Raw genomic sequence first — 22,445 nt, forward strand, 5'->3', positions numbered from 1 at the left:
CTCAATGCAGTCGGGAAGCAGCGTCACCTGGCCCCGCTCCTCGCCTTCCACGAAGCGCTTCATCCCAGCCTCCCCTCCGAAGGCCATAGGATACTCCGCCCAGCGTTTTCACACGGCCTCCGCCCATGGCGGTCATGGGGCGGTCTCACCCGACTTCCCGTAAGCGGACCTTTCTCGCCCCAGATCCAAAGGTCAGGTCAGGTGGTGAGCGGGTATGGGTTAGCTCGTGGGGCGCTTCGCCAATGCCAGCCCGACGCCCAGGGCGATCATCGCGGCCCCCGAACCCTCTCTAAGGCGCCTAATCAGTGTGGAACGCGCTGCTGCGCCGTCCCGGATGCCGCCCGCCGCGAAGGCGACCACGACATCCGCAAGGGTGTTGAGGGCGACCGACACGGAGCCAAGCACCACGAACTGCAGCGCCACGGGACCCGCGGCCGGATCCACGAACTGCGGAACGAAAGCGAGGAAAAACGCCGGGGGGCGCAGGAAGCCCTTACCGCACAGCAGGCCGCCGTTGCTTGCGCCGAGAGCCGGGTGCAAGCCCTTCGGCAGGCTATCGCCAATGCTGAGGCGGATCTTGGGATGCGTCAGAGTGCCGTCGCTGGAGCAGAGGCCCGGTTAGCAGAGATCACGCGGGCCGCCGAGGCGGCGAACGAACAGCGGCGAGCTACTGAGGGCCGCGCCGCGGAAGCGGCAAACGCCGTCACGGCGGCGGAAGCTCGGCTGGCGGAACTCCGGACGGCGGCGGAGTTGGCCGGAGCGGCGCTGGCGGAGCGTCAGGCGGCGGTGGAGGCTGCCGGAGCGCGCCTCAGTGAGATTGGCCCCCAATTACAGGCAGCCCAGCAGGGGATCCAGGACGTACAGCGCCACGCTTCGGCGCTCGAGGCGCGGGCGACCTCGCTCCGCACGCAGGTCAGCGAGGCGGAGGCGGCTCTGGCCGGCCGGCAGCAGGCACTTGGGCAGGCCGAGCAGCGCCTGACGGCACTGCGCGATGAGATTGCCCAATCCGAGACTGACCTGACGGCCCACCGCAGGGAGGCCGAGGCTGCCACTGCGCGCGCGGCGGAGACCAATCGCACAGTTCATGAGGCTACGGCCCGGGTCCAGGCACTCGGGAGCAGGGCAACACCATTAGAAGCCGATCTGGCAGCCGCAGACGCAAACCTGGAGCGCCTCAGGACCGAGGCGGCCGGGCTGGAGCAGCACGTCGCCCAGCGCCGACAGGATTTGGCGGCTCTCGAGGCAAACGCGGCCCGGCTCCGGACTGTGCCGGATACAGGGACGATGCCGGGTGGAGCCGGAGGGGCGCGCGAGGAGGCGAACTGAGACGGTGATGGGGCTTGGAATCGGCTAGGCCAGGACCACTTCCTCGACCACGAAGCGTTGCCCGCGACGCCGCTAGGCTGCGTGGATACGCGACCACCTCCGCTAACACTTACCCCAATGCGATTTCAGCTTTCCGGCCCCTCCGACCCGTCCTGCAATGGCACCTGACCGATAAGCCCAACTCGCAGCCGGGCACCCGGTAATGACGGTGAAGTCGGAGGAACTAACCAGGCCGTCAGAACGCCTTCCTGCATCTGGCGCCGCCGATGCTCAAGCGCGCGGCGCACATCATGCCGAGATCAGCCAGCCAGGGAAACGCTCAGCATGCGAAACGCAATTGTTCCCGTACTCTGCCTCGTTTTCGGCATGGTCGCGCTCACCGTGCCGGCAACAGCAAAGGAGCCACGCCCCGGCCATGTCGCCGGAGTGCAGCAGGGGCACAGCCATCACGTCCGAGCACAGCGGGGTCGCGCCTCCTTCTACAGCTCGCGCTTCCACGGACGCAGAATGGCAAACGGCAAGCGCTTCAACCGCCGCTCGAATTCTGCGGCCAGTCGGACCTTGCCGCTGGGTACCCAAGCAAGGGTCAGGAATCTGGAGAACGGCCGAACGGCGGTCGTGGTGATCCAGGACCGTGGCCCTCATGTCCGGAGTCGTGTGCTCGACGTCAGTCCGGAAACGGCCACCAAGCTCGGCATGCGTGAACAAGGCACGGCCATGGTCGAGATCACGCCGCTGAGCGTTCCCCGCGACGAACGCGGATAGCGGTCCCCGGCGGCCGGCGGCGTCTTTGCCCGGAGGCTACGCGGCAGCGGCGCTCTGCATCAAGCCGCGCTCAAAACTCGTGAGACCTATCGTGACGGCGTTCCCCGGGATGTCGCTCCTTGCCACGCGCAGCAGGGCGTAGCCGAGCAGACCCGGGAGCAGCGAGCCGCCCAGGATGCCGATCTTCGCCTCGGCCTGGAGCAGCACGTCGCCCGGGAAGGCCAGCAAGGTGATGAAGAGGCTCATGCTGAAGCCGATGCCGCAGAGCAGGGCCGATCTCGGAGCGCTTCGTCCCGAATGCGGGACCTTGGCCGGAGCCCCAGGCCCCGCCGGATGTGAGGTTGGTAGGGAGACCTACCACAACAGGAGCTCCGCCTTGGACGATGAGGCCGCTGTGACCGCAGAGCACAACCTGAAGCTGCTGATCCGACTTGACGGAGTGATCTCCATGTCAGGCCGAACAGAAGACTGCGCTCGACCACCATGGCAGATCTTCAGATCGTCCTTGCGACGCGGGAGCCATCCACAGAGGACACTGGATGAACGACATGGCGGCCGTCCAGCTTGCCTGAGGATTGCGCATCCCGAGAAGTCATCCTGAACCGGGTATCCCAGACCGGCGGTTCGGCGATGGTAAATCGCCACTCAGCTCCTTCGGATGTTGTGGAAGATCGGGAACCCGTTGAGCATGCCCGTCACGTCGGACCGGAAGGCCGTTGGCTGGGTAAAGGCCCCGGTCGGCAGATACGGGATGTCCTCGAAGGCCCGTCGCTGCATCGCCTCGGCGAGGCGCTTCTGCTCCGCGGGGTCTTCCGCGTCCATGAAGCGGTCGCGGAGGGCCTCAATCTCCGGGAGGTCAGGCCAGCCATATGTGCCGGCCCGGCCAGGGCCGCGCAGATAGGACTGTGTGGCGGGGCTGGTGGCAATGATGCCGGGGATGGTGTTGCACCACACGCTCCATCCGCCCTGGTCCAGGGAGCCGCGATTGTTCACGCGCCCCGCGATCGTGCCCCAGTCACCCGTCTGATAGTCGAGGTTGACACCGCTGCGGCGGAACATCTCCCCGGCGATCTCGCTCATGGTGTTCAGGCGCGCGTTGTCGGCGGGCACGACGAAGACGACGCGCTCGCCCTTGTAGCCCGCCGCTTCCAGGTTGCGCTTCACGCGATCAAAATTCGGCGCACCGTCCATCGCCTCCAGCCCCACCTCCGTCGCCAGGAGGCTGCCCGGGAGGAAGAAGCCGCAGCGGTCGTTCCAGAGGGTGCGGTCCTCACCAAGCACGGCCGTCATGTAGTCGGCCTGCTTGATGCCTGGCAGGAAGGCGCGGCGGATCGCCGGGTTGTCGAAGGGCGGCTGGAGATGATTCAGGCGGATCATGGACATGGAGCCGCTCTTGTCCTTCACCTCTACCCTGAGGTTGCGGTTCCGCCGCAGCAACGGCAGCAGGTCCGGCGTTGGCTGCTCCCACCAGTCCACCTCGCCCTGCTGCATGGCGGACGCCGCCGTCGCAGGATCTGGGAGGGTATGCCACTCCACGCGGTCCAGGTGGGCGCGCTTCCCGCCGGCGAGGAAGCTCGCCGGCTCGTCCCTCGGCACGTAATTCTCGAAGCGCGTGTAGACCGCCCGCACCCCGGCCATGCGCTCGCCGGCGACCCATCTGAACGGGCCGCTGCCGACGATCTCCGTCACCTGCGTGGAGACCGGCAGCCGAGCGAAGCGCTCCTGCATCACGGGGCAGAAGGAGGAGGGCTTGGCCAGCGCAGACGCGAGAAATGGGAAGGGCTTCTTCAGCCGGATGACGAACACCCGGTCGGAAACGGCCGTCATCTCGTCGGTGATCGCGCGGATGTTCTGCCCCAGCACGTCCGCCTGGCACCACCGGGCGATGCTGGCGACGGCGTCGGCCGCACGGATCGGCGTTCCGTCGTGGAAGGTCGGCCCTTGGCGCAGCGTGATGCGCCAGGTCCGGCCGCCATCCTCGATGACGTGGCCCTCAACGAGCTGAGGACGGGGCTGGTAGTTCTCGTCCAGCCCGTAGAGCTGGTCGTAGACCATCATGGCGTGGTTGCGCGTGACGAGCGCGGTGTTGAAGACGGGATCCAGCAGGGCCAGGTCGGCCTGAGGCACGAAGCGCAGGACGCTCCGCGCACCCGCCGTGCCCTGGGCCCGGATGACGGACGGCGCCGACAGCATGGCAGCGGAAAGGCCCAGCATCTCACGACGCTTCATCGTTTTCCTCCCGTTAGTATGATTACTCGCCCGCCCCGGCGGGCGCCGCGCCCAGCCAGTCCGGCATGCGGGTGATCCAGGGACAGACGGCCTCGTAGCGGGCCGCCGCCTGCAGCACGCGCAGGTCGCCGCGCGGCGGGCCGATGACCTGAAGGCCCATCGGCAGTCCGCGCGGATCGAAGCCGGCGGGCACGCTGATGGCGGGGCAGCCCGCCATGGTGGCGCCTACCACCACCTCCATCCAGCGGTGATAGCTGTCCATGCGGCGGCCGTTGATCTCCGCCGGCCAGTCAATGCCAGCCTCGAAGGGGAAGACCTGTGCCGAGGGGATCAGGAGGAGGTCGAACCGCTCGAACAGAGCCGTGAAGGCCTTGTACCAGGCGCCGCGGTCCAGGCCCGCCTTGTAGACGTCGAGCCCGGAAAGGCGATGGCTCTCCTCAATCTCCCAGATCGCCTCGGGCTTCAGCAGGCGGCGCTGCACCGGATCGCGCCAGGCCGCGTCGTGGCGGCCGCCGATGCTCTGCTGGCGCAGGGTGACGAAGGCCCGCCAGAGCCGCTCGGGGTCGAAGTCCACCCGGACCTCCTCTGCGCAGCCCCCCGCCTGCCGGAACAGGTCGAGCGCGGCGGTGCAAAGCTCCAGCACCCCCGGCTCGAAGGGCAAGTACCCGCCGAGGTCGCCGAGCCAGCCGCAGCGCAGCGGCCCCCTTCCCTCCTGCAGCCGGTCCTCGAAGCGGAAGCCCGGATCCTCAAGCGAGAGAGGGGCGCGGGAATCATAGCCCGCCTGCACCGAGAGCAGCATCGCCACGTCCCGCACGGAACGGCCCATCGGCCCCTCCACCGCCATCTGCCCGTAGAAGGGATCGGGCGTGTCCGCCGGTACGCGGCCCTGGGAGGGACGGAAGCCGAAGACGTTGTTGAAGGCCGCGGGGTTGCGGAGGGAACCACCCATGTCGCCGCCATCGGCCACAGGCAGCATCCGCGTGGCCAGGGCCACCGCCGCGCCGCCGCTGGACCCGCCTCCGACGCGGGAGGGATCGTAGGCGTTGCGGGTCAGGCCGAAGACCGGGTTGTAGCTGTTCGAGCCGTAGCCGAACTCCGGCACGTTGGTCTTGCCGATGATGATGGCGCCTGCCGCCCGCATGCGGGCGACGAAGATGGCGTCTGCCTCGGGCACCTGATCGGCAAAGAGGGGTGAGCCGAGCGTCGTGCGCAGCCCTTTCGTCGCGGCAAGATCCTTGATCGCCTGCGGCAGGCCGTGCAACGGCCCGACCGAATCTCCGCGCGCCACCGCCTGGTCCGCCCTCTCCGCCTCGGCCAGGAGCTCCGCGCGCGGGCGCAGGGACACAATGGCGTTCACGTGCGGGTTCACGGCTTCGATGTGGTCGATGTAGGCCGCCATCACCTCGCGCGCGGACACCTCTCGCCCGCGGATCATGGCCGCGAGTGGGACGGCATCGATCCGGCACAATGCCGGGACGGAGGCGGGTGCCCCGCCGCTCACGGGCACAGGACCTGGACCGACCGCGGGGCAGCGCGCATCGCGGCCCCGCCGTAGAGCATCGGCACCATCCGCGAGCCCGCCCATTCCATGTGCTGGCTGGCGTCGTGCAGGCTGCCCGGCTGGCTCCAGCCGCCGTGGAGCACCGGCCTACGGCTGTTGTCCTGCATGTGCACGAAGCCCGGCGCAAGTAGGTCGAGCAGGCGCAGCTCACCCTTTCCCGGTGGTAGCGCGTCCCTCAATGCGCTCGCATCCAGTGCCGGCATCCCTGTCCCTCCCAACGACGCGGCGGACTGTGAAACCAAATCGCGGACGTGTCGATATATCAAATATGATACCGCGGTATTTGGGCTGCCGATATTGGATGCGGTGCCGGGCCAATCCCTGAGCGTGTGCCCGTGAAATCGCCTGTGAAACACCTCGGGCGGCTGAACGCTGTAGACCACGTTTCGCTGGAGGTCGGCGCCGGCGAGTTCCTGCTCTGCACGGCCCCTCTGATTTCAGCAAGACACCATCCTCGTCCCTTCGCGGGCTTCGAGTACCCGGAAGAGGGCCACGTCCTCATCGGCGGAGAGAAGGTGATCTGGGCGTTGCCGAATCAGCGCGACCTGGGCATGGGCTTCCAGCGCTACACGCTCTTCCCTCACATGACAGTGCTGGAGAACATCGTCCTCCCGCTCAAGATGCGCGACCTGGGCCGGACCAAGCGCGGGGAGCGGGCGAGCGCCGTGTTCGAACCGTTCGCCTCGGCGGCCTGGGAGATCGCCGCCTGCCGAGCTCTCCAGAGGGCAGCAGCTGCGTCGCGCTGGCGCACGGCGCCTCCTTCGATCCCCGCCACAAAATGGTCCTCTCTTGCGCATCCTGAAGCCGACATAAACCGCGCGCTGAAGGCGGCTGAGACCGAGTTCCAGGCGGTGCGGCACGGATAAGCGCTATCACCCCCGCAGGGGCGCAGCCCCACCATAGGTCTTGTAGCGCTCCCGCGTGGCGTCCATCTGCGACGCGTCCAGCAGGCGCGGCGCCCCGGCAGAGCGTGCCAGCAGGTACTGCCGCGCCAATGTTTCCAGCCGCACCGCCGCGGCCAGCGCCGTCCTCACGTCGCGGCCCGTCGCAATCATGCCATGGTTGCCCAGCAGACAGGCGGTGCGCCCCCGCAGCGCCTCCACTGCGACCACCGCCAGCTCCGGCGTGCCGAAGGTGACATAGGGCGCGCAGCGCACATCGTCTCCGCCGAAGCCCGCGACCATGTAGTGGAAGGCCGGCAGGCCTTCCCCAAGGCAGGCCAATGCGGTGCAAGCATCCGCGTGGGTGTGGACCACGCTTCCAACCTCGGGAAAGGCATGCAGGATCGCCGCGTGCATCGGCCACTCGCTGGACGGCGTGACGGTATCCTCAGTGGCGCCGTCAAGCGCCATCCGAACAGTGTCACCCTCCGCCGTAGCGTCGACCGTGGTGCCGGAACGGGTGACCACCATGCCGCCCTCCACGCGGCGGGAGACGTTGCCGGCGCTGCCGAAGTTCAGCCCCAGCCGCCCCAGTTCCCGGTAAGCCCAGGCCACCTCTGCGCGCGCCCCTTCTGCATCCGTCATGCGCGCATCCGCTCCAGCACCGTCTCGAACATGTCCACCGGGCCCAGCTTCCCGGACTTCAGGCATAGCGCCAGCGGCACCGGCGCCTCCGCCGCGCAGACGCCGATGCCTGGTGAGACGTAGGGCGCCACCGACAGCCGCGTGATCCCGAGCGCCCGGATCACCGCGCCGGAGCTCTCGCCCCCTGCCACCAGCAGGCGCCGCACGCCCGCCCCCACCAGCGCTACCGCTAGCGTGCCGAGCAGCCCTTCCGCGGCCCGGGCCGCGCCGTCGCGCCCCAGCCTCGACTGCGCCGCCGAGACGGCCTCCGGGTCGCCCGCGGTCGTCACGCAGATCGGCCCGCTCTCCAGCAGCGGCAGGGCCCACGCCACTGCGTTGCGCAGCACGGCCTCGGGCGATTCCATTTGCGCGAGTTCGATCCGCAGCACCGGGTGGCGCGCGGCGAAATGCTCCACCTGCTCACGCGTACGGTCCGAGCAGCTTCCAGCCAGCACGGCCCCGTGCCCGCCCGCGCGCAGCGGCGGCACTGCCTCCGCGGAGGGGAGCAGGCCCCTCTCCCGCCAGATCGCCGGGAAATGTGCCGCGAGGTTGGAACCACCCGTCGTCAGCCTCCAGTCCCAGCTCGCCCGCGCCAGCGTCGCCAAATCCTCCTCGGTGCCCGCATCCGCAATCGCGTAAGACACGCCGTCCGCCCTGAGCGCCGCAACCTGCCTGCCCACCGCCTCTGCGCCCTGCGCGGTGACGTGCAGCGGAATCAGCCCCACGCGCCGCCGTGTCTGCGGCGCCAGCACCTTCACCAGGTCAGGCTCGGTCATCGGCGTCAGCGGGTCGAAGCGCTTTGGCGAGTTGGAGACGAGCTGCGCGCCGACGAAGAGGTGCCCCATGAACACCCGCCTCTCCACCTCCGGGAATGTCGGGGCGAAAATCGTGAAGTCGGCCCCCACCCGGTCCATCAGCAGGTCGGCGCAGGGCCCGATATTGCCCTCGGGGGTGGAATCGAAGGTCGCGCAGTACTTGAAGAAGAGCCGCTCCGCCCCGGCGGCCAGCAGCGCGTCCGCCGCCCGCGCGAAGCCGGCCCGCGCCTCCTCCACCGCTGCCACGCGGGAGGGCAGCGCCACCACCACCGCGCCCAGGCCTCGCGGCACAGGCGCGTCGTCCAACACAAGCGCCACCGGCATGCCGCCGGCGGCCAGCATCCCCGCGAGCTCCACCGCGCCCGTCAGGTCGTCCGCAATCGCGCCCAGCAGCATCGGGCCGCTCAAACCTCCACCTGCCAGAACATGGGGAACCTGGGCGGGATCAGGTTCTTCCGCCGCGCGCGGTAGCCCGTTGGGCGCGAGAATTGCCCCACATCACGCTCAGCACCAGCCCGTGGGCCACCCGCCAGATCCGCTCCGCCCCCCCTTTCCGTGTAGCGGCGTCGGGGGCTCGCACGAAGCCCTGCCGCACCATCGGATCGGCTACGGGGCCGCTCGTGTGGTTCAGGCGGAAGTTGCCGTGGAACATGTTGATACCCTTCAGCCCCATTAGCCGCACCCCGCAGTTGCGGCGCAGCGGGGCCAGGAAGTCGAAGCGCAGGTACTGCATGTGGCCGATATCGCTGGCGGAGAGCGCGTTGGCGCCTGTCGCGGCGTCTGGCGTCGTCTTCAGCACCAGCTGGTCGAGCTTCACCACCATGCCGCCCTACAGGAAGACCGGCAACTCTATCCGCGGCACATAACGCGTTCCGGCGCAGCACCATGCGTTCGCTAGCGCGCCGCTGGCTTCTCTCGAAGGTGAAGGGACAGGAGCCGATGATCTCGGTGATCCACCCATCGCCTGCGGGCAGGAAACGCTTGGGCATGACGAAGGGCGCGGGCGCGCTCGGCTTGCGCAGCACCTCCAGCATCAGGAAGAACGGTTCCTTCAGCACGATGGAGAATTGGCGCATACCCTCGCCCCGCATCTCCCACATGCTCGTCAGCAGGATCCGCCCCTGGATTTCGCGCGCGGCCCAGCGGTGGAGGGAGGCCACGCAGTCCGCCGTCACTGGCGCCTGGTTTTGAAAGACCAGATCGTCGCGCAGAGCGAAACGCCAATCCAGCTCGTCGGCGGACATGGTGTGGCCTTCCACCATCTGCGGGCGGATCGTATCCTTCGAACCCTTGGCGAACAGCGTGCCGAACATCCGGTAGCCGATGCTCCGGATGATCGCGGCCGTGGGCGCGTACTGGTCAGGGATCACCGCCTCCAATTCCAGCGCAGCCGTGACCGTCCCCGCCGCACGGGCGGATCCCGATGCCAGAAGCAACGCCGGGACAGCGAGCCTTCCGGCAGCCAGCAATGCCCGGCGAGACGGGTGCGGGTCAGACGAGGAGGTCTCCTGCTTCCGACGCCTGCCGTCGGCCTCCGAGCAGGCTGCATCATCACCATAGGGCAGTGCTACAACGACGCAAGATATGATATATCGAAAAGTGCGAGCGGTAGCTGAACCGATCGGGGAGGAGCCCGATTTGGACCGCCGAGCTCTGGCGGGTAAGCCCAAGAGCACCGGGCAAGGCTCGTGATCTTAGGTCCGCTTCTGCAGGTTCCGCCCCGATTGCCGCCAGGCCACTTTCGGCCAGCTTCGCCAGTTCGTCTTCGCGCCACTTTTGGCAATCCCACTGGGTTCTGCCGCTACCCGAAGGCAAACGGAGTCCAGCAGATGAACCACCCCGGATCTGCCGGAGGCCTTTGGGCTCGGGTTACGCGGCAAGGGCTGGTGCCTAACTTGCTGTATAGTAGCGCGCTCCGGCTTCGGCGGGAGGGGTGCTCCGGATCGGCTCGAGGAGGCATTGGTTGTTGAACCATGGGCTGTCCGCGACACCCGCCAGCCGACGATTCGGCAGGCGAAGACGTCGATGACGAACGCGGCACAGACGAAGCCCTGCCACGCCGCGACGTAGGTGAAATCTGAGACCCACAGCCCGTTCGGCGCCGCTGCGGAGATGCTCAGGGGTGCGGCAGGAACAGCCGGACCGTCCTGCGCGGCATCACATCACGGCAAAGTCCCGCAACACAGCTGGGTCAGGGTCGCAGCCGAGCCCCGGTCCGGTCGGCAGCGCCAGCACGCCACCTGCCGGAAGCACAGCGCCGCCAAGCGGACTAGCGCCCAACTCGCACCAATGGATCTCGATGGGGACTTCACCTTCCATTGCTGCGGCCAGGTGCATGGAGGCGAGGAGGCCAGGACCGAAGTAAGGAGAATGCGCCGCCACCATCACGCCTTGCGCCTCCGCCCGCTTCGCCGCGCGCCACCATTCGGCGATGCCACCGATCTTGGTGACGCTGGGCTGCACCACGTCAGCCGCGCATGCGCGCAACATCGTCTCGAACTCGAGGCTATTGCAGGCGTTCTCCCCCGTCGCGATGCGGAGGCCACCCTCCTGCCGCACCCTCGCCAGGCCCGCATAATCCTCCGGCGGCCAGACCGGCTCCTCGAGCCAGAGCAGGTCATAGGGAGCGAAGCGGCGGGCGGCGGCTATGGCCTCGTCCACCGTCCAGGGGCAGTTCGTGTCCACGGTCAGGGGCACGCCCGGCCCCATCGCCTCGCGTGCCGCGCGCACCTCCGCTTCATGGATCTCGTGCAGCTTCACCATTGAAAAGCCGCGCCGCACCGCCTTCGCCGAATTGCGCGCGACAAGTTCCGGGTCGCCGTACCGCATCAGGCTGGCATAAGCCGGCAACCGATCCCGCCGCGCGCCGCCGAGCAATGTCGAGACCGGTTTGCCCGCGCGCTTGCCAGCCAGGTCCCACAGCGCGATCTCCAGGCCGGAGAGCGCGAAGACGATGGCCCCTGTGCGGCCGAACAGGTGGAAGATCTGGCGGAGGGTACGGATCGTGCCGTCGATGTCCGCGGCATCGCGGCCGATGGCGACAGGGGCGATGTTGTGCGTGACGGCGGCCGCGGTCGCCTCCCAAGCGACATGGCTGAAGGCTTCGCCCCAGCCGACCAGACCATCCGCCGTCTCCACGCGCACGAGGATCATATGGACAAACTCGCGCGGCTTTCCCGCAAAACGGGGCTTGGGCCCGCCCACCTCAAAAGGTAGAGCCAGGGTGACGGCCTCGACGGCGCGAATGGTCAATGGACGCGCGCTCCTATTGGGGCTGGATATTCGCGGCGCGCACAACATCGCGCCATTTGGCCACTTCAGCGCGGATCCAGTCGGCGAACTGCGCCGGGTTGCTGGCCGCTGGCTCGCAGCCCAGCTCCGCCATGCGCCGCACCATCTCTGGCCGCTTCACCGCATCAGCCACGGCCGCGCTGATCCGCTCCACCGCGGCGGACGGGGCGCCGGCCGGGGCGATGAGGCCGTTGATGGTCTGCGTGTCCACGCTCGGCAAGCCCAACTCGCCCATGGTCGGGACATCCGGTAGGGCCGCGGAGCGGCGCATGCCGGTGAGGCCGATGGCAACCGCCTGCCCGCCGGTGGCCAGCGCTCCCGCTTGCGACTGGGCGAGAAAGGCCATCGTCACCTCCCCCGTCAACACCGCGTTGGCGGGCAGAGAGCCGCCGCGATAGGGGACGTGCAGCAGCTCAGCGCCAAGGGCGAGGCGCAGCTGCTCGCCTGCTATGTGCACCGCCGTGCCGACGCCGGCCGAGGCGAAAGATGCCTTCCCCGTATTCGCGCTTATGTAAGCCGCCAACTCCGGCATGGTTCGCACGCCGAGGCGCGGGTTGACCATGAGCACCAGCGCAGTCGTCGCTACCAGACCTATGGGGGCGAAGTCGCGCAGCGTGTCGTAGGGCAGATTGAAGAGGGAGGGATTCACCAGGAAGGCGAGGTCGATCATGCCGATCGTCTGGCCGTCGGGCGTCGCGCGCGCCACCGCCTCCGTGCCGATCGCGCTATTGCCGCCAGGGCGATTCTCCACCACCACCGTGGTGCCCAGCGCCTCTCCGATGGACGGCGCCACAAGCCGCGCGAGAATATCGGTGCCGCCGCCCGGCGCATAGGGCACGACGAGGCGGATGGACCGGCCCGAAACCGGCTGCGCCCTCGCATGCGGCGAAAGCCCCGCAAGGCCGAGCATGGCCATCGCTGCACGACGCTGCATGCGATCCTCCCTCATTCCCGAATACCGGCCGTTGCCGCCGGTTCTTGCAGGATCGGAACGCTGTTGAGGAAGGCTGTCAATCCTGCAGCGCGCGCTTCAGGCCGCCAGGTCCTTCATCAACGCGTACAGTTCCGCCTGCCCCTCGAATCCAATGCCTGGACGATCGGGCAAGCGCAGCCAGCCCTCCTCTACCCGAGCGTCGTCCGCGTACCCGGCAAAGGCACCGAAGACGCCGGGGTAGCTCTCGCAGCCTCCCAGGCCGAGCCCGCCCACGACCGCGAGCGACATCTGGTTGCCGCCATGGGGGAAGATCTGGGCCCTGGAGAAGCCCGCCGCCTCTGCCATGGCGACGATCCGCGCAAAGGTCGCGATACCGAAGGCCTGGGGCGGATCAACCTGCAGGATGTCGCGGTCCGGCCTCAATCCGCCGAACCGGATGAGGTTGGCCACATCCTGGAGAGAGTAGAGGTTTTCTCCCGAGCCAATAGCCGGTGCGTAGGCGCCACAGACCTCGGCATACAGGGCCAGATCGAGCGGATGCACCGGCTCCTCGAACCAGCGCAGCCCGTAGGGGGCGAGCATCGCAGCGTATGCCAGCGCGCGCTCCCGGTCGAAGGCGCCGTTCGCATCCACGGCCAGGTTTTCGCCCCCACCGACAATGGCGAGGACGCCCTCGATCCGGCGCCGATCTTCGTCGAGCGGCATGCCGCCGACCTTCGTCTTGAGCATGACATAGCCCGCGTCGCGGTGACGGCGCATCTCGTCCTGCAGATCGGCCACTGTCTGGCCCGGTTTGTACCAACCCCCGCCCACATAGCAGGGCACCCTGCCCTCCGGGCTGCCAGGGCCGTAGCGGCGGCCGAGCAGCGACCATAGCGGCTCTCCACGCGCTTTGGCGGCGGCATCCCACAGGGCGGTCTCGATCGTGCCGATAGCCCAGGCACGCTCCGCGTCTCCGCCCGGCTTCTCCCGCCGGTTCATCACCGGCAGGCAACGCTCCGGGTCGATCACGCCGTCAGCGTCCAGCAGGGTGTCCGGCGCCTCGCCCAGCAGGCGCGGGATGAAGCGGTCGCGCATCGTGCCGCCGCATGCATATCGCCCGGTTCCGTTGAAGGCGTAGCCGACCACCGGGCGCCCATCGACCACCCGGTCCGTGACCACCGCGACGATGGAGGTGGTCATCTCGCCGAAGTCGAAGGCGGCGTTGCGCATCGAGGAACGGACCGGCACGGCCCTCTCGCGAATGTCGAGAATTCTCAAGCGTTGTCTCCTTCAGTCCGCGCGGATGCCCGCGTCGTGGACCAAGGTGGCGAGAGCCGGCACCTCAGTCGCGAGTTGTGCAGCGAATGCAGCGGGTGTGCTTGCCACCCGGCGGAAGCCGATACCCTGCAGCCGCTGCTCCGCAGCGGGGCCGCGGACCGCAGCAGCCACCAGCTCAGCAACGCGGGAGATTGCGTTTTCCGGCGTCCCCGCCGGCGCCAGCAGCGCCTGCCAGGTCTCCGCCTCGAAGCCCGGCAACTCAGTCTCGGTGACAGTCGGCATACCGGGCAAGTCCGGCCAGCGTTCAGGCCCCGTGGTCGCAAGGCCGATCAGGGCGCCGCCACGGATGTGGGTCTGTGCTGCTGGCATTGCCGAAAAGCCCAGCGGCACTGTCCCCGCCAGCACCGCCTGGATGGCGGGAGCGCCGCCATTGAACGGTACGTGGGTCATTTCAATCCGGGCGGCGCGGAGGAACATCTCGGCCGTGAGGTGCGGGCCGGTGCCATTCCCTGGGCTCGAGTAGTCGAGCCGCCTCGGCTCCGCCCGTGCCCTTGCGAGCATCCGGGTGATGCTGCCGATCCGGGTGGAGGGGTGGGCGACGATCGCGTTGGGCGAGGTGACGGCGACTGTGATCGGGGCAAAGTCCCGGAGCGGGTCATAGGCCGCCGGCCGGTCCGCCGGTTGCAGTGCCGGATTGGCGGCGAAGGCACTGGAGGAGAACAGCAGTGTGTGCCCGTCGGGCGCAGCGCGCGCGACGGCCTGAATGCCGATGTTCCCGCCCGCACCCGGCCGGTTTTCAATCACCACAGGCTGCCCAAACGCCGCGCTGAGTGGTTCCTGCAGCAGCCGCGCAATGATGTCCGTCGGCCCCCCGGGGGCGAAGGGGACCACGATCCGCACCGGCCGGTTCGGGGTCCAGGACGCCTGCGCCCGGGCGACCATCGGCGTGGCGAGAGAAGTGGCGAGGAGAAAGCGTCGGGTCAGAGCCAAATCGCTGCCCTCACTCGACCGCGATGCGCATGCGGGCAGCGACCTCGCGGTAGCGGGCAATCTCGTTTCTGACGAACTCGGCGAAAGCTGCTGGAGGCATTCCGCCGGGTTCTGCCGAGGCGTCGTTCAGCACGCGATGCATCTCTGGCCGGGACAGGGCGGCCGAGGCTGCAGCGTATAGGCTCTCCACTGCTGGATCGGGCAAGCCACTGGGCGCAAAGAGGCCGAACCACGACCGGATCTCAAAGCCGGGTGCACCGGCCTCGTTGAGTGTGGGCACGTCGGGCAGCCGCGGAACGCGCTCGGCCGTACTGACCGCCAGCGCGCGGATGCGCCCGGCGTGCAGCAGCGGCGCCGCGCCGGCCAGCCCGTCGATCACGAAGTCAACCTGGCCGCCAGCGAGATCGGCCAGAGCCGGTCCGGTGCCCCGATACGGGACGTGCACGGCGTCAATACCGGTGGCCGCCCGAAGCATCTCCCCTGCGACGTGCTGCACCGAGGCGACTCCGGACGACGCATAGGTCAGGCGCCCCGGCGCCTTTCGGGCGGCAGCCAGCAACTCGGCCACGGTCGTGTAGGGCGCTGCAGCGTTGACGAGCAGCACGTGGGGTTGCGCAGCGACCAGGGTGATCGGTGCGAAGGCGGTACGCGGATCGTAGGATAAGCGCTGAGCAAGATTGGCGGCGATGGCGTTGGCGGTGGAGTGGCCGAGCAGGAGCGTCGTCCCGTCCGGCACGGCGCGCGCAACTGCCTCAGCCCCGATGATGCCGGCGGCGCCGCTTCGGTTCTCGACCACCACCGACTGGTCCAGCTGAACCTGCAGCAACGGCGCGAGGACCCGCGCGAAGATGTCCGTAAAGCCGCCTGGAGGGAACCCAACCACGAGCCTGACCGGGCGCGGGGGCTTCCAGGCTGCCCCCATCTGGGCCAGTGCCGGCCGCGCCAGGGTGGCGCCCACCAGCGTAAGCACGGCCCGGCGACCGGGCCGAAGTCCATTGATCACGCGTCGCTTCCTCCCGAACCGTTTCGGCTCAGGCCGACACCTTGTCTGCCGGCGCGTCGTCTCGCAACCCGGTCACCCTGCGAGTGGTCTCCATCGCGGGTGGCACGGTGCGGGGACGCTGGTCGATGCAGCCCGGAAGCTCAGGATTTTGCAGCCCCCCTGAGGCATAACGCATGGCTTGCCGACGCTCCGCTCCGGGACGGCGCCGCTCTCTCATCACCCGTGGCACCGTTCAATGGGGCGAGCCAACAGGGCGAGCTGGCGAAGGGCTGTGGGGAGGCCAAGAGGAAAACTGAGGCGCCCCTGCTGAGCGTTGCCACCTGTACCCGTGCCCGTAAGGTATGGGGCCTCCTCGTCCACCAACAGGCGCAAGTTGGCGAAGTCAGTGTCGCGCGTGCCTGGTTGGAGGAGATGGCGGCACAACACGACGTGGCGCTGGCTGCCTTCGTGCAAGCCTGCGGGCTGCGCAAGCCGCGCCTCCGCGTGAAGGCCGGGCGCGGGCCGCTGGTGGGGTAGCCTGCCGGTACAGGACGATGGCGGACCGTGGCGGTCGTGCTGCGGTCCCCTCGTCAGTGTCTTGAGCCGCCACAGGCTCACTCACCCTGAATTCACTGGCCTAGCGAGCACGAAGGCAAGGTGGCTTTCGTGCTGCAACAGCGTCTTGAGCAACGATTGCAACACGGCTTCAGCCAGCTTGATAAGCAACATCGCTTCCAACAAGTCACCAAGGTGACGCTTGGCAATTAGCTGTGTAATCCTCATCTTGGCGCCGAACACGTTCCGTGCCCTCTCGAACGTGCTGGTTTGCCAGTTGTAGGTTTGTCTCGCGCCAGGACATCATACCTCTTCGCTGCTGCCGTCTGGCCGCCGAGGGGTTGCCCGGGAAGTACCAGTGATCCGAGATTGGGTCAGAGCCACCCTAGCTGAAAAAGCACGGCTCGCGTTAGGACCATCGAGAAATGCTGGATGCAGCCTGGGCGGGTTAGCCCTTCATAGCCCTGGCGTGTTGCGGGCAGTCTCCTGAGCTGTCCGATGCAGCTTCGGGTATCCGTAACGGGCCACGGAGACACCGCGGAGCGCAACCCGGTATCCTTAGCTGTCCTCATTTGCACCTCGTGTGTCACATGCCCGCCTGTCCGCCTTCTAAGTGGCTCTGTGAGGCGGCGCAGAAAACTCGCCGATGGCCTGCTTGTCAGTCGCGCTCACGGTCCTGCTCGTTGAAGGGATCTCGCCCCTCCCCGGTTCCTTGACCGCGTGCGCGGCGCTATCCCACAACGGTCCCACACGTCACGTTCCGGTGCGAACCCGCGCTTGGGGCCTAGGTCTCTCTGCCTTCAACCATATCGGTCAGGTGACTTCTTCATCACGGGCGCGTTGGCGCGAGAATAGGACGACCGATGGAGGGCGAGCATTCCAGATTCTGCTGCACCCGTTCGGGTGAACCGGGCTCCCGTCCTGACACTCTGGGCGGCGATCGTCGCGGAGCGTCTCGGGCACCCGCCCGACACAGCACTGAGCCTCGCGAGCTACGTCGCGGGAACGGCGGCACAGGCCAAGGCGCGGCGTCTCGGCATCACGGAGGACAGCGACGGCGCGCGGTCGAAGGCCGAGGAGCGTGCGACGAAGAAGCGCGAGACGGTCCGGCTGCTTGGTCGGGACATCGCGCTTGCCCACGACGAGGATGGCGTCGTGCTGGCCGACGTCGGCGATGGCAAGCCGCAGCACTCAGCCCCGGTGAAGGCCTATGTCGAGAAGGCGTTCGGGAGGCGCCTCGCCGAGGTGGAGGCCGCCATGCGGGAACTCGCCGCCTCGCTTGAGCCTGACGAACTCAACCGCGTGGGCTTCCACCTCTACGAGCGATTCCGCCCTGAGGTCCCGGCCGACGTGCGGGGCTGGGGAGCCAAGGGGGAGTTGGACCTCGGCAAGGTACGGGAGGCTGCCGGGAGCTGAGCGGCGGCTGCACTAACACGGAGGGAGCAACCGGTGACCGACGAGACGGTGGAGTTCACCGCGACGCAGCAGGCCGCCGACGATGGCGCGCCCGGAGCGACGGCCGCCTTCCCGTATGATCGTATCACCGTGGAGCGCTTTCGGGAGGCATTCCCGCGGGCACGGTGGCGCGACGACCTGGGTGCCTGGTTTGTGCCGGGCACGCGTGCGGAACAACGCCTGACGGCATGGATGAGCCGTGAGTGGTCTGGCGTGCTGGCCTATGCGGACCAGCGCGGGCGCGACGCCTTCACCTTCGAGCCGATCGAGAGCCCCTACCTGGAAGTCGCCGATGGCTTCGTGGTCCGGACGCCGTATTCCCGGACCGTCATCGCGGAGTTGCGGGAGGTGCCCTGGGCTCGGTGGGACCCGGCGCAGAGGGCCTGGCGCGTGCCGTTCCGGTCGTTTGGGGAGTTGCACAGGCGCTGGCCCGCCATCGAGACCGCCGCCCGCCTGGCCGAACCCGAGAAGCGGCGGAAGCGGGAGGTGAGCCGCAAGGCCTCCCCTGAACACGAGAACAGGCGAGCCGAGGCCGCCGAGCGTCGGCGGAACCGCTATCCCGTGCCGGAAGATGCCTTACCGCCATTCGACCGCGTGCTGATGACCCATGCGGGATGCGTGATGTTCGAGGCGGTCACCGGCGAGCTTGTTGAGCCGGTGACCGCCACCCGCTTCTACCCTGGTGTCACCGCTGGACCCGCCGCGCTGATCTGGGCGGCTTGGCGCAGGCCCAGCCATGCCGAGCTGGTTCGGGCTTGGCCCGCACGGACACCGCCCAGCCCGGCCGACCTGGCCCGCGGCTGGTGGCAGCCGACGATCGAGGTGCTGCGGGAGGAGCGTCGCAGGGCGGCATCTCTGGAGCGTGCTCAAGCGACGCGTCGATCCAAAGCACTGTGAGTGCCCAGAGGAGATACCAGGATGACCAGTGAAGTTACCTAGGCAGCAGCCGATGGTATCGCCGATACCGCGCTCACTCGCGGTCCGGTCAAGGCACTGAGCGTGGACTTCCTGGAAGCCATCGTGGGCGGCTTCCGCCGTGCCGCGGCCGACGACTCTTTCCGCGCGGTGATCCTGCGCAGCGCCCTGCCGGGCCACTTCTCCGCCGGGCTCGGCCTCAACATCCTTATGGGGAAGAGCAGCCTGGAGGTGCGCCGCTTCCTGGAGCGCCTCTATGTCGGGCTGGGCGGTGAACGGCGCCGCGCGCGGTGGAGGGATGACGCTGGCCATCTCCTGCGACGTCATGCTCGCCGCCGAGAGCGCCAACTTCGGTTATCCGGAGATCGAGCTTGGCTTGGTCTCCGCCATCCACTTCGCCCTTCTCCCACGTGTCGTCGGCCGCCACGGAGCCTTCGAACTGCTCCTCACGGGAAGGCGCTTCGAGGCAGCAGAGGCCGCGAGCATGGGTCTGATCAGCCGGGTCATGCCCGATGCCTGCTGCCCAGTCGCTGACTGCCACATCTGCTTCCAAGCCGCCCAATGCGATGCGCTTGGACCGAGGCGCTTCCATGCGTGCCAACGATCTCGATTACCGCCGTAGCGTGGCCAATGCTGTCGAGGATTTCTACAATCCCGCGACCACTCCAGAAGCACAAGAGGGCCTTGCTGCCTTCCTTGAGAAAAGGTACCCGGCCTGGCGGCGCTGAAGGCCGCGCCCTTCATGGCTCTGACAACCTTTCCCGAGTTTGCTAGGCGGCGAAGATACAGGTTCAGGTCGGCGCCGAGCCTGGTGATATCGCCATGGACAGCCTGAAGCCGCGCAGGACGCTCGCGTCCTGGTCGGACGCATCAGCTGGCATCAGCACGACGGGAGAACTCTCCCCCATCTGCGATAGCATCTCGGGCAGGCAAATGGCGGTGACCAGACCTCTCACGTAGCGGGTCTCCTCTTGCTCCTCCTGCGCGGCTGCGCCGAATGGAATGGTCGCGCGCCCCTGCGGCTCGGGCACGGCTTCATAACCGAAGGCAATGCTGAAGCCCCGGATGGCAAGCCCGCCGCTCTTCTTCTCCACGACCCATCCGCCGATCCCGCGGGCACCGGATCCGTCCTCCCGTTCAGCTTCGAGCCAGAACAGCGGCGGCAGGACATCCAGCACGGCAGGCGAGCGCGACACCTCGGCGAAGGCCAGCCCACGTGCCAAGCCAGCGATATCGTCGTCGATCGCCAAGGCGGGCGCGCCCTCCGCACGCAGGCGTTGCGCCGCGCGCCGGACGTCCGTCGGTGCGTACTCGCCGAGCATGGCGGCCAGCAGACTTCTTTCAGGAAACCTTATCCTTGGCATTTGTTCCATCATGCGCTGCCCCGTGCATCCATACACCGCTGTCGGCCTCGCAGCGGAATGTACCGGCAGAGCCGAGACAGCACGACTGCCTTTGGGAAGCGACTCAATCTTACTGCCCCTGATGCAGACAGCGCCTGCGCAAGGCGGGCAGGCGTGAGACATGAACGCCATAGTCACGCGCCTGCGTATCCTGCCGCGCACCGGGTTCTGCAACTGCCGCGGTTCAGGCTATGTTCCCGATCCACCATGCCTGCTCACCCTGCAGCCGTTCGCGACACCTCGGTCCGGACGTACAGGGCCAGGGGCACTTCGCCCACTCGAGCGAGCCGAACCGCGCCGTGTTGGGCCTCCCACGAGCTCGGGGCTTAAGTTCATGGTGCAGAAGCATGCCGCGCGGCACCTGCATTGGAAGTTCCGCCTGGAGCAAGGTGGCGTGCTCTGGAGCTGGGCCGTCCCGAAGGGCCATCCCTTGGCCCGTCGGACAAGCGCCTGGCCGTCCGGGTGGAGGACCACCCTCTCGACTACGCGTCCTTCCAGGGCATCATCTCAGAGGGGGACCACGGCTCGCTGCCAGAGGCACTGAGCCTGCTCCGCGTTTCGCCTGCCGCGCGACGCGGATCCGATCCTCAGAATGTGGGGCCTCTCCTCACTCGTTAGTATCCGGCTTTTTCGCCAGGGCGTTCGGCACCCGGAGGCTGGATTGGGTCAAAGGTAGCCGAAGCGCTTGCCCAAGGTGGGTGTCGGCTCTGCCTCGTCGCCCGCCTGAAATCTATCAGTCTCCTCTCTGCGAGATCCCGCCGCGGTGGCTCTGCGCCCGTTGCGGCCATTGGTGAGCCATTCCATCTCGAACCGGTGCTATAAAGCGGGCCGGGCTCAATCAGCCGACGATAAGGAGGGTTCGACCGTGAGCGATCTCTTCGTGGGATCCTGGGGATTGGGCGTGCCCGTGGTGCTCGTGCACGGCTCTCTGGCGACAGGGGCCTACGAGTGGCAGTGTCAGCGGCCGCTCGCCGAAGAAGGCTTTCGTCTGTTGGTACCGGACCGGCGGGGTTACGGGCGCAGCCCTCCGGCTCAAGGCGAGGACTTCCTGGTTGATGCCGGCGACATCGCTGAGGTCATGGGCGACGGCGCTCACCTCGTCGGGCATTCCTATGGTGGCCTGGGCGTCATGTTCGCCGCTGCCCGCCGTCCGGATGCGACTCTCTCTCTCTCTGACGTTGCTAGAGCCAAGCGCATTCACGCTCGGCCAGCGGCATCAGGTTGTGCGGACACTGGTGGCAGATGTCCGCCGCCTCTGGCATCAGGATCTTCCCGACGAGGACTGGGTCATCCGCTTCCTGCAGGTTGTAGGGAGTAATCCGGATGCTCTCTCGCCCGAACTGGTCGCAGCTGCGGTGCCACTCGTGCCCGTGTTTCGTCGCGGGCGGCCGATCTGGGAACCTGAACTACCCCTGACCGCGCTGGCGTCGGCCACCTTCCCCAAACTCGTCGTGTCCGGCGGGCATAGTTCAGGCTTCGATGCCATTTGTGACGAGCTGGCTGAACGGACCGGAGCGTCTCGGATGGCGATCGAAGGTGCTGGCCACGAAATCCAGTTCACTGGAGAGCCTCTTAATGAGGCACTTAGAACGCTGTGGCGAACGGCCTAGGTAGGGGCCTCATTCACGTCCACTCGGAGATGGTGGCGACGAGGGCGAGGCTGGCGAGGTCGTTCGGGGCGAGACGGTCGTATCGCGTGGCCAGCCTTCGCCAGTTGTTGAGGCGGCAGAACAGGCGCTCGATGACGTTGCGACCTCGATAGGCGAAGCGGCCGAGTGGGTAGGGCACGGTGCGGGTGGCGGTGGACGGGATGACAGCCTTGATGCGCCTGTCCTGCAGCCAGCGACGGAGGCTTTCTGCGTCGCGGGCCTCGTCCGCGATGAGGCGTTGAGACCGTGCCACGGACTGGAGCAGTGGCAGGGCCATGCTGATGTCGGCGACGTTGCCGGGCGTCAGCGCGAAGGCGAGCGGTTGGCCACGATCATCGGCCAGGCAATGGATTTTCGAGCTGCGGCCGCCACGCGAGCGTCCGACCGCCTTCGTCCACTCCCCCCTTTTCCGCCTGCTGCCGAGCGGTGGGCTTTGACATGCGAACTGCCGAGGCTGATTTCCTGCGGGACCTCGCCTGTCGCCGCTACTTTCTCGAACAGGCGCTGCCAGAGACCGCGCTGGGACCAACGGTTGAAACGGTTTAGACCGTGGTGGGCGGGCCGTACTCGGGCGGCACATCGCGCCAGCGCAGCCCGTTGCGCATCACGTGGATGATGCCGCGGACGACCCGCTGATCGTCGATCCGCAGCACCCCATGCGAGAGCGGGAAGTAGGGCGAGATCCGCTGGATCTGCGCCTTCGTGAGCCAGAACAGGTTAGCCATGGCAGTACCTCCGGCCACCATAGAA

24 protein-coding genes and 3 pseudogenes are annotated in these 22,445 nt (G+C 67.8%); 8 read left to right on the forward strand and 19 right to left on the reverse strand.

Features of this window, described 5'->3' with window-relative positions:
- Positions 1-219: 219 nt before the first annotated feature.
- Complete coding sequence (locus GSE44_RS25910) at positions 220-423, reverse strand: hypothetical protein (protein ID WP_235925077.1); 204 nt, start codon at positions 421-423, stop codon at positions 220-222.
- 159 nt (positions 424-582) lie between these two features.
- Between GSE44_RS25910 and GSE44_RS22630 the strand changes: the two genes are divergently transcribed.
- Together GSE44_RS22630 and GSE44_RS22635 are read left to right on the forward strand one after the other, a co-directional pair.
- Entirely contained in the window at positions 583-1,326 is a 744-nt protein-coding gene (locus tag GSE44_RS22630) for a coiled-coil domain-containing protein (RefSeq protein WP_159351106.1), read from the forward strand.
- A 324-nt stretch (positions 1,327-1,650) separates the two neighbouring features.
- A complete protein-coding gene (locus GSE44_RS22635; RefSeq protein WP_235925079.1) occupies positions 1,651-2,091 on the forward strand; it encodes a septal ring lytic transglycosylase RlpA family protein in 441 nt (146 codons plus the stop codon).
- A 36-nt stretch (positions 2,092-2,127) separates the two neighbouring features.
- Here the strand turns inward: GSE44_RS22635 and GSE44_RS22640 are convergent, their stop codons facing one another.
- From GSE44_RS22640 to GSE44_RS25410, 4 genes are all read right to left on the reverse strand, one after another.
- A complete protein-coding gene (locus tag GSE44_RS22640; RefSeq protein ID WP_408015147.1) occupies positions 2,128-2,361 on the reverse strand; it encodes a Na+/H+ antiporter NhaA in 234 nt (77 codons plus the stop codon).
- A 375-nt stretch (positions 2,362-2,736) separates the two neighbouring features.
- Positions 2,737-4,320 (reverse strand): ABC transporter substrate-binding protein, encoded by a 1,584-nt coding sequence (locus GSE44_RS22645; protein ID WP_159351107.1) that lies wholly within the window; start codon positions 4,318-4,320, stop codon positions 2,737-2,739.
- A 22-nt stretch (positions 4,321-4,342) separates the two neighbouring features.
- Positions 4,343-5,821 carry an amidase gene (locus GSE44_RS22650; RefSeq protein ID WP_235925080.1) on the reverse strand — a complete coding sequence of 493 codons (1,479 nt, stop codon included), beginning with the start codon at positions 5,819-5,821 and terminating at the stop codon, positions 4,343-4,345.
- The gene (locus GSE44_RS25410; protein WP_201306205.1) at positions 5,818-6,060 is read right to left on the reverse strand and encodes a hypothetical protein; all 243 of its coding nucleotides are present in this window, start codon (positions 6,058-6,060) and stop codon (positions 5,818-5,820) included. The genes GSE44_RS22650 and GSE44_RS25410 overlap by 4 nt, the downstream gene beginning before the upstream one ends.
- Positions 6,061-6,228: 168 nt before the next feature.
- Here GSE44_RS25410 and GSE44_RS22655 point away from each other — a divergent pair, with 168 nt between their 5' ends.
- Entirely contained in the window at positions 6,229-6,747 is a 519-nt protein-coding gene (locus GSE44_RS22655; RefSeq protein ID WP_159351109.1) for an ATP-binding cassette domain-containing protein, read from the forward strand.
- A gap of 6 nt (positions 6,748-6,753) precedes the next feature.
- On the opposite strand, the gene GSE44_RS22660 is transcribed toward GSE44_RS22655, so the two are convergent.
- The 11 genes and pseudogenes from GSE44_RS22660 to GSE44_RS22705 form a co-directional block, all read right to left on the reverse strand.
- Positions 6,754-7,407: a class II aldolase/adducin family protein gene (locus GSE44_RS22660; protein WP_159351110.1), complete on the reverse strand. Its 654-nt coding sequence runs from the start codon at positions 7,405-7,407 to the stop codon at positions 6,754-6,756.
- Complete coding sequence (gene otnK / locus GSE44_RS22665; RefSeq protein ID WP_159351111.1) at positions 7,404-8,669, reverse strand: 3-oxo-tetronate kinase; 1,266 nt, start codon at positions 8,667-8,669, stop codon at positions 7,404-7,406. The genes GSE44_RS22660 and otnK overlap by 4 nt, the downstream gene beginning before the upstream one ends.
- A gap of 37 nt (positions 8,670-8,706) precedes the next feature.
- Positions 8,707-9,078, reverse strand: coding sequence for a periplasmic substrate-binding domain-containing protein (locus GSE44_RS25915; protein WP_235925081.1), 372 nt, complete (start codon positions 9,076-9,078; stop codon positions 8,707-8,709).
- Positions 9,079-9,190: 112 nt separating this feature from the next.
- Positions 9,191-9,574 (reverse strand): annotated as a pseudogene (locus tag GSE44_RS26575) (ABC transporter substrate-binding protein); the annotation flags it as partial.
- Positions 9,575-10,228: 654 nt separating this feature from the next.
- Positions 10,229-10,369 (reverse strand): annotated as a pseudogene (locus GSE44_RS22675) (DDE-type integrase/transposase/recombinase); the annotation flags it as partial.
- Positions 10,370-10,418: 49 nt separating this feature from the next.
- A complete protein-coding gene (locus GSE44_RS22680) occupies positions 10,419-11,513 on the reverse strand; it encodes a mandelate racemase/muconate lactonizing enzyme family protein (protein ID WP_159351113.1) in 1,095 nt (364 codons plus the stop codon).
- Positions 11,514-11,526: 13 nt separating this feature from the next.
- Entirely contained in the window at positions 11,527-12,486 is a 960-nt protein-coding gene (locus tag GSE44_RS22685) for a Bug family tripartite tricarboxylate transporter substrate binding protein (RefSeq protein ID WP_159351114.1), read from the reverse strand.
- Positions 12,487-12,582: 96 nt separating this feature from the next.
- Positions 12,583-13,746, reverse strand: coding sequence for an enolase C-terminal domain-like protein (locus GSE44_RS22690; protein WP_159351115.1), 1,164 nt, complete (start codon positions 13,744-13,746; stop codon positions 12,583-12,585).
- A 12-nt stretch (positions 13,747-13,758) separates the two neighbouring features.
- Positions 13,759-14,736 (reverse strand): Bug family tripartite tricarboxylate transporter substrate binding protein, encoded by a 978-nt coding sequence (locus tag GSE44_RS22695; RefSeq protein WP_159351116.1) that lies wholly within the window; start codon positions 14,734-14,736, stop codon positions 13,759-13,761.
- 10 nt (positions 14,737-14,746) lie between these two features.
- On the reverse strand, positions 14,747-15,739 hold the full coding sequence (locus GSE44_RS22700) for a Bug family tripartite tricarboxylate transporter substrate binding protein (protein WP_159351117.1): 993 nt from the start codon (positions 15,737-15,739) through the stop codon (positions 14,747-14,749).
- A gap of 597 nt (positions 15,740-16,336) precedes the next feature.
- Positions 16,337-16,516 carry a hypothetical protein gene (locus tag GSE44_RS22705; RefSeq protein WP_159351118.1) on the reverse strand — a complete coding sequence of 60 codons (180 nt, stop codon included), beginning with the start codon at positions 16,514-16,516 and terminating at the stop codon, positions 16,337-16,339.
- Between the two features lie 660 nt (positions 16,517-17,176).
- On the opposite strand from GSE44_RS22705, the gene GSE44_RS22710 reads away from it, so the two are divergent.
- The 3 genes from GSE44_RS22710 (at position 17,177) to GSE44_RS26820 (ending at position 19,265) form a co-directional block, all read left to right on the forward strand.
- Complete coding sequence (locus tag GSE44_RS22710) at positions 17,177-17,689, forward strand: hypothetical protein (RefSeq protein ID WP_235925083.1); 513 nt, start codon at positions 17,177-17,179, stop codon at positions 17,687-17,689.
- A gap of 33 nt (positions 17,690-17,722) precedes the next feature.
- Positions 17,723-18,625, forward strand: a complete 903-nt coding sequence (locus GSE44_RS22715; RefSeq protein WP_201306199.1) for a hypothetical protein — start codon at positions 17,723-17,725, stop codon at positions 18,623-18,625.
- Positions 18,626-18,899: 274 nt separating this feature from the next.
- Positions 18,900-19,265, forward strand: a complete 366-nt coding sequence (locus GSE44_RS26820) for an enoyl-CoA hydratase/isomerase family protein (RefSeq protein ID WP_268893692.1) — start codon at positions 18,900-18,902, stop codon at positions 19,263-19,265.
- A gap of 169 nt (positions 19,266-19,434) precedes the next feature.
- Here GSE44_RS26820 and GSE44_RS22725 read toward each other — a convergent pair whose 3' ends face one another.
- A complete protein-coding gene (locus GSE44_RS22725; RefSeq protein ID WP_159351119.1) occupies positions 19,435-20,019 on the reverse strand; it encodes a hypothetical protein in 585 nt (194 codons plus the stop codon).
- A 361-nt stretch (positions 20,020-20,380) separates the two neighbouring features.
- On the opposite strand from GSE44_RS22725, the pseudogene GSE44_RS25420 reads away from it, so the two are divergent.
- A pseudogene (locus GSE44_RS25420) lies at positions 20,381-20,664 on the forward strand (DNA polymerase ligase N-terminal domain-containing protein).
- A 298-nt stretch (positions 20,665-20,962) separates the two neighbouring features.
- Positions 20,963-21,364 carry an alpha/beta fold hydrolase gene (locus tag GSE44_RS26580; RefSeq protein WP_408015148.1) on the forward strand — a complete coding sequence of 134 codons (402 nt, stop codon included), beginning with the start codon at positions 20,963-20,965 and terminating at the stop codon, positions 21,362-21,364.
- Positions 21,365-21,669: 305 nt separating this feature from the next.
- Here the strand turns inward: GSE44_RS26580 and GSE44_RS22740 are convergent, their stop codons facing one another.
- Together GSE44_RS22740 and GSE44_RS26825 are read right to left on the reverse strand one after the other, a co-directional pair.
- Positions 21,670-22,275: an IS5 family transposase gene (locus GSE44_RS22740; protein ID WP_235925086.1), complete on the reverse strand. Its 606-nt coding sequence runs from the start codon at positions 22,273-22,275 to the stop codon at positions 21,670-21,672.
- Positions 22,238-22,420, reverse strand: a complete 183-nt coding sequence (locus tag GSE44_RS26825) for a transposase (protein ID WP_201306202.1) — start codon at positions 22,418-22,420, stop codon at positions 22,238-22,240. Before GSE44_RS26825 ends, GSE44_RS22740 begins: the two co-directional genes overlap by 38 nt.
- Positions 22,421-22,445 lie beyond the last annotated feature (25 nt).

The organism is Muricoccus harenae (genome assembly GCF_009848505.1).
Taxonomy (GTDB): domain Bacteria; phylum Pseudomonadota; class Alphaproteobacteria; order Acetobacterales; family Acetobacteraceae; genus Roseomonas; species Roseomonas harenae.

What these genes read in the sequence shown, in the direction of transcription:
- GSE44_RS22630 (WP_159351106.1), top strand. Translation starts at nt 583, where the DNA reads ATGCGTCAGAGTGCCGTCGCTGGAGCAGAGGCCCGGTTAGCAGAGATC.
- GSE44_RS22635 (WP_235925079.1), top strand. Translation starts at nt 1,651, where the DNA reads ATGCGAAACGCAATTGTTCCCGTACTCTGCCTCGTTTTCGGCATGGTC.
- GSE44_RS22645 (WP_159351107.1), bottom strand. Translation starts at nt 4,320, where the DNA reads ATGAAGCGTCGTGAGATGCTGGGCCTTTCCGCTGCCATGCTGTCGGCG.
- GSE44_RS22660 (WP_159351110.1), bottom strand. Translation starts at nt 7,407, where the DNA reads ATGACGGATGCAGAAGGGGCGCGCGCAGAGGTGGCCTGGGCTTACCGG.
- GSE44_RS22685 (WP_159351114.1), bottom strand. Translation starts at nt 12,486, where the DNA reads ATGCAGCGTCGTGCAGCGATGGCCATGCTCGGCCTTGCGGGGCTTTCG.
- GSE44_RS26820 (WP_268893692.1), top strand. Translation starts at nt 18,900, where the DNA reads ATGTCGGGCTGGGCGGTGAACGGCGCCGCGCGCGGTGGAGGGATGACG.
- GSE44_RS22725 (WP_159351119.1), bottom strand. Translation starts at nt 20,019, where the DNA reads ATGATGGAACAAATGCCAAGGATAAGGTTTCCTGAAAGAAGTCTGCTG.
- GSE44_RS22740 (WP_235925086.1), bottom strand. Translation starts at nt 22,275, where the DNA reads ATGTGCCGCCCGAGTACGGCCCGCCCACCACGGTCTAAACCGTTTCAA.
- GSE44_RS26825 (WP_201306202.1), bottom strand. Translation starts at nt 22,420, where the DNA reads ATGGCTAACCTGTTCTGGCTCACGAAGGCGCAGATCCAGCGGATCTCG.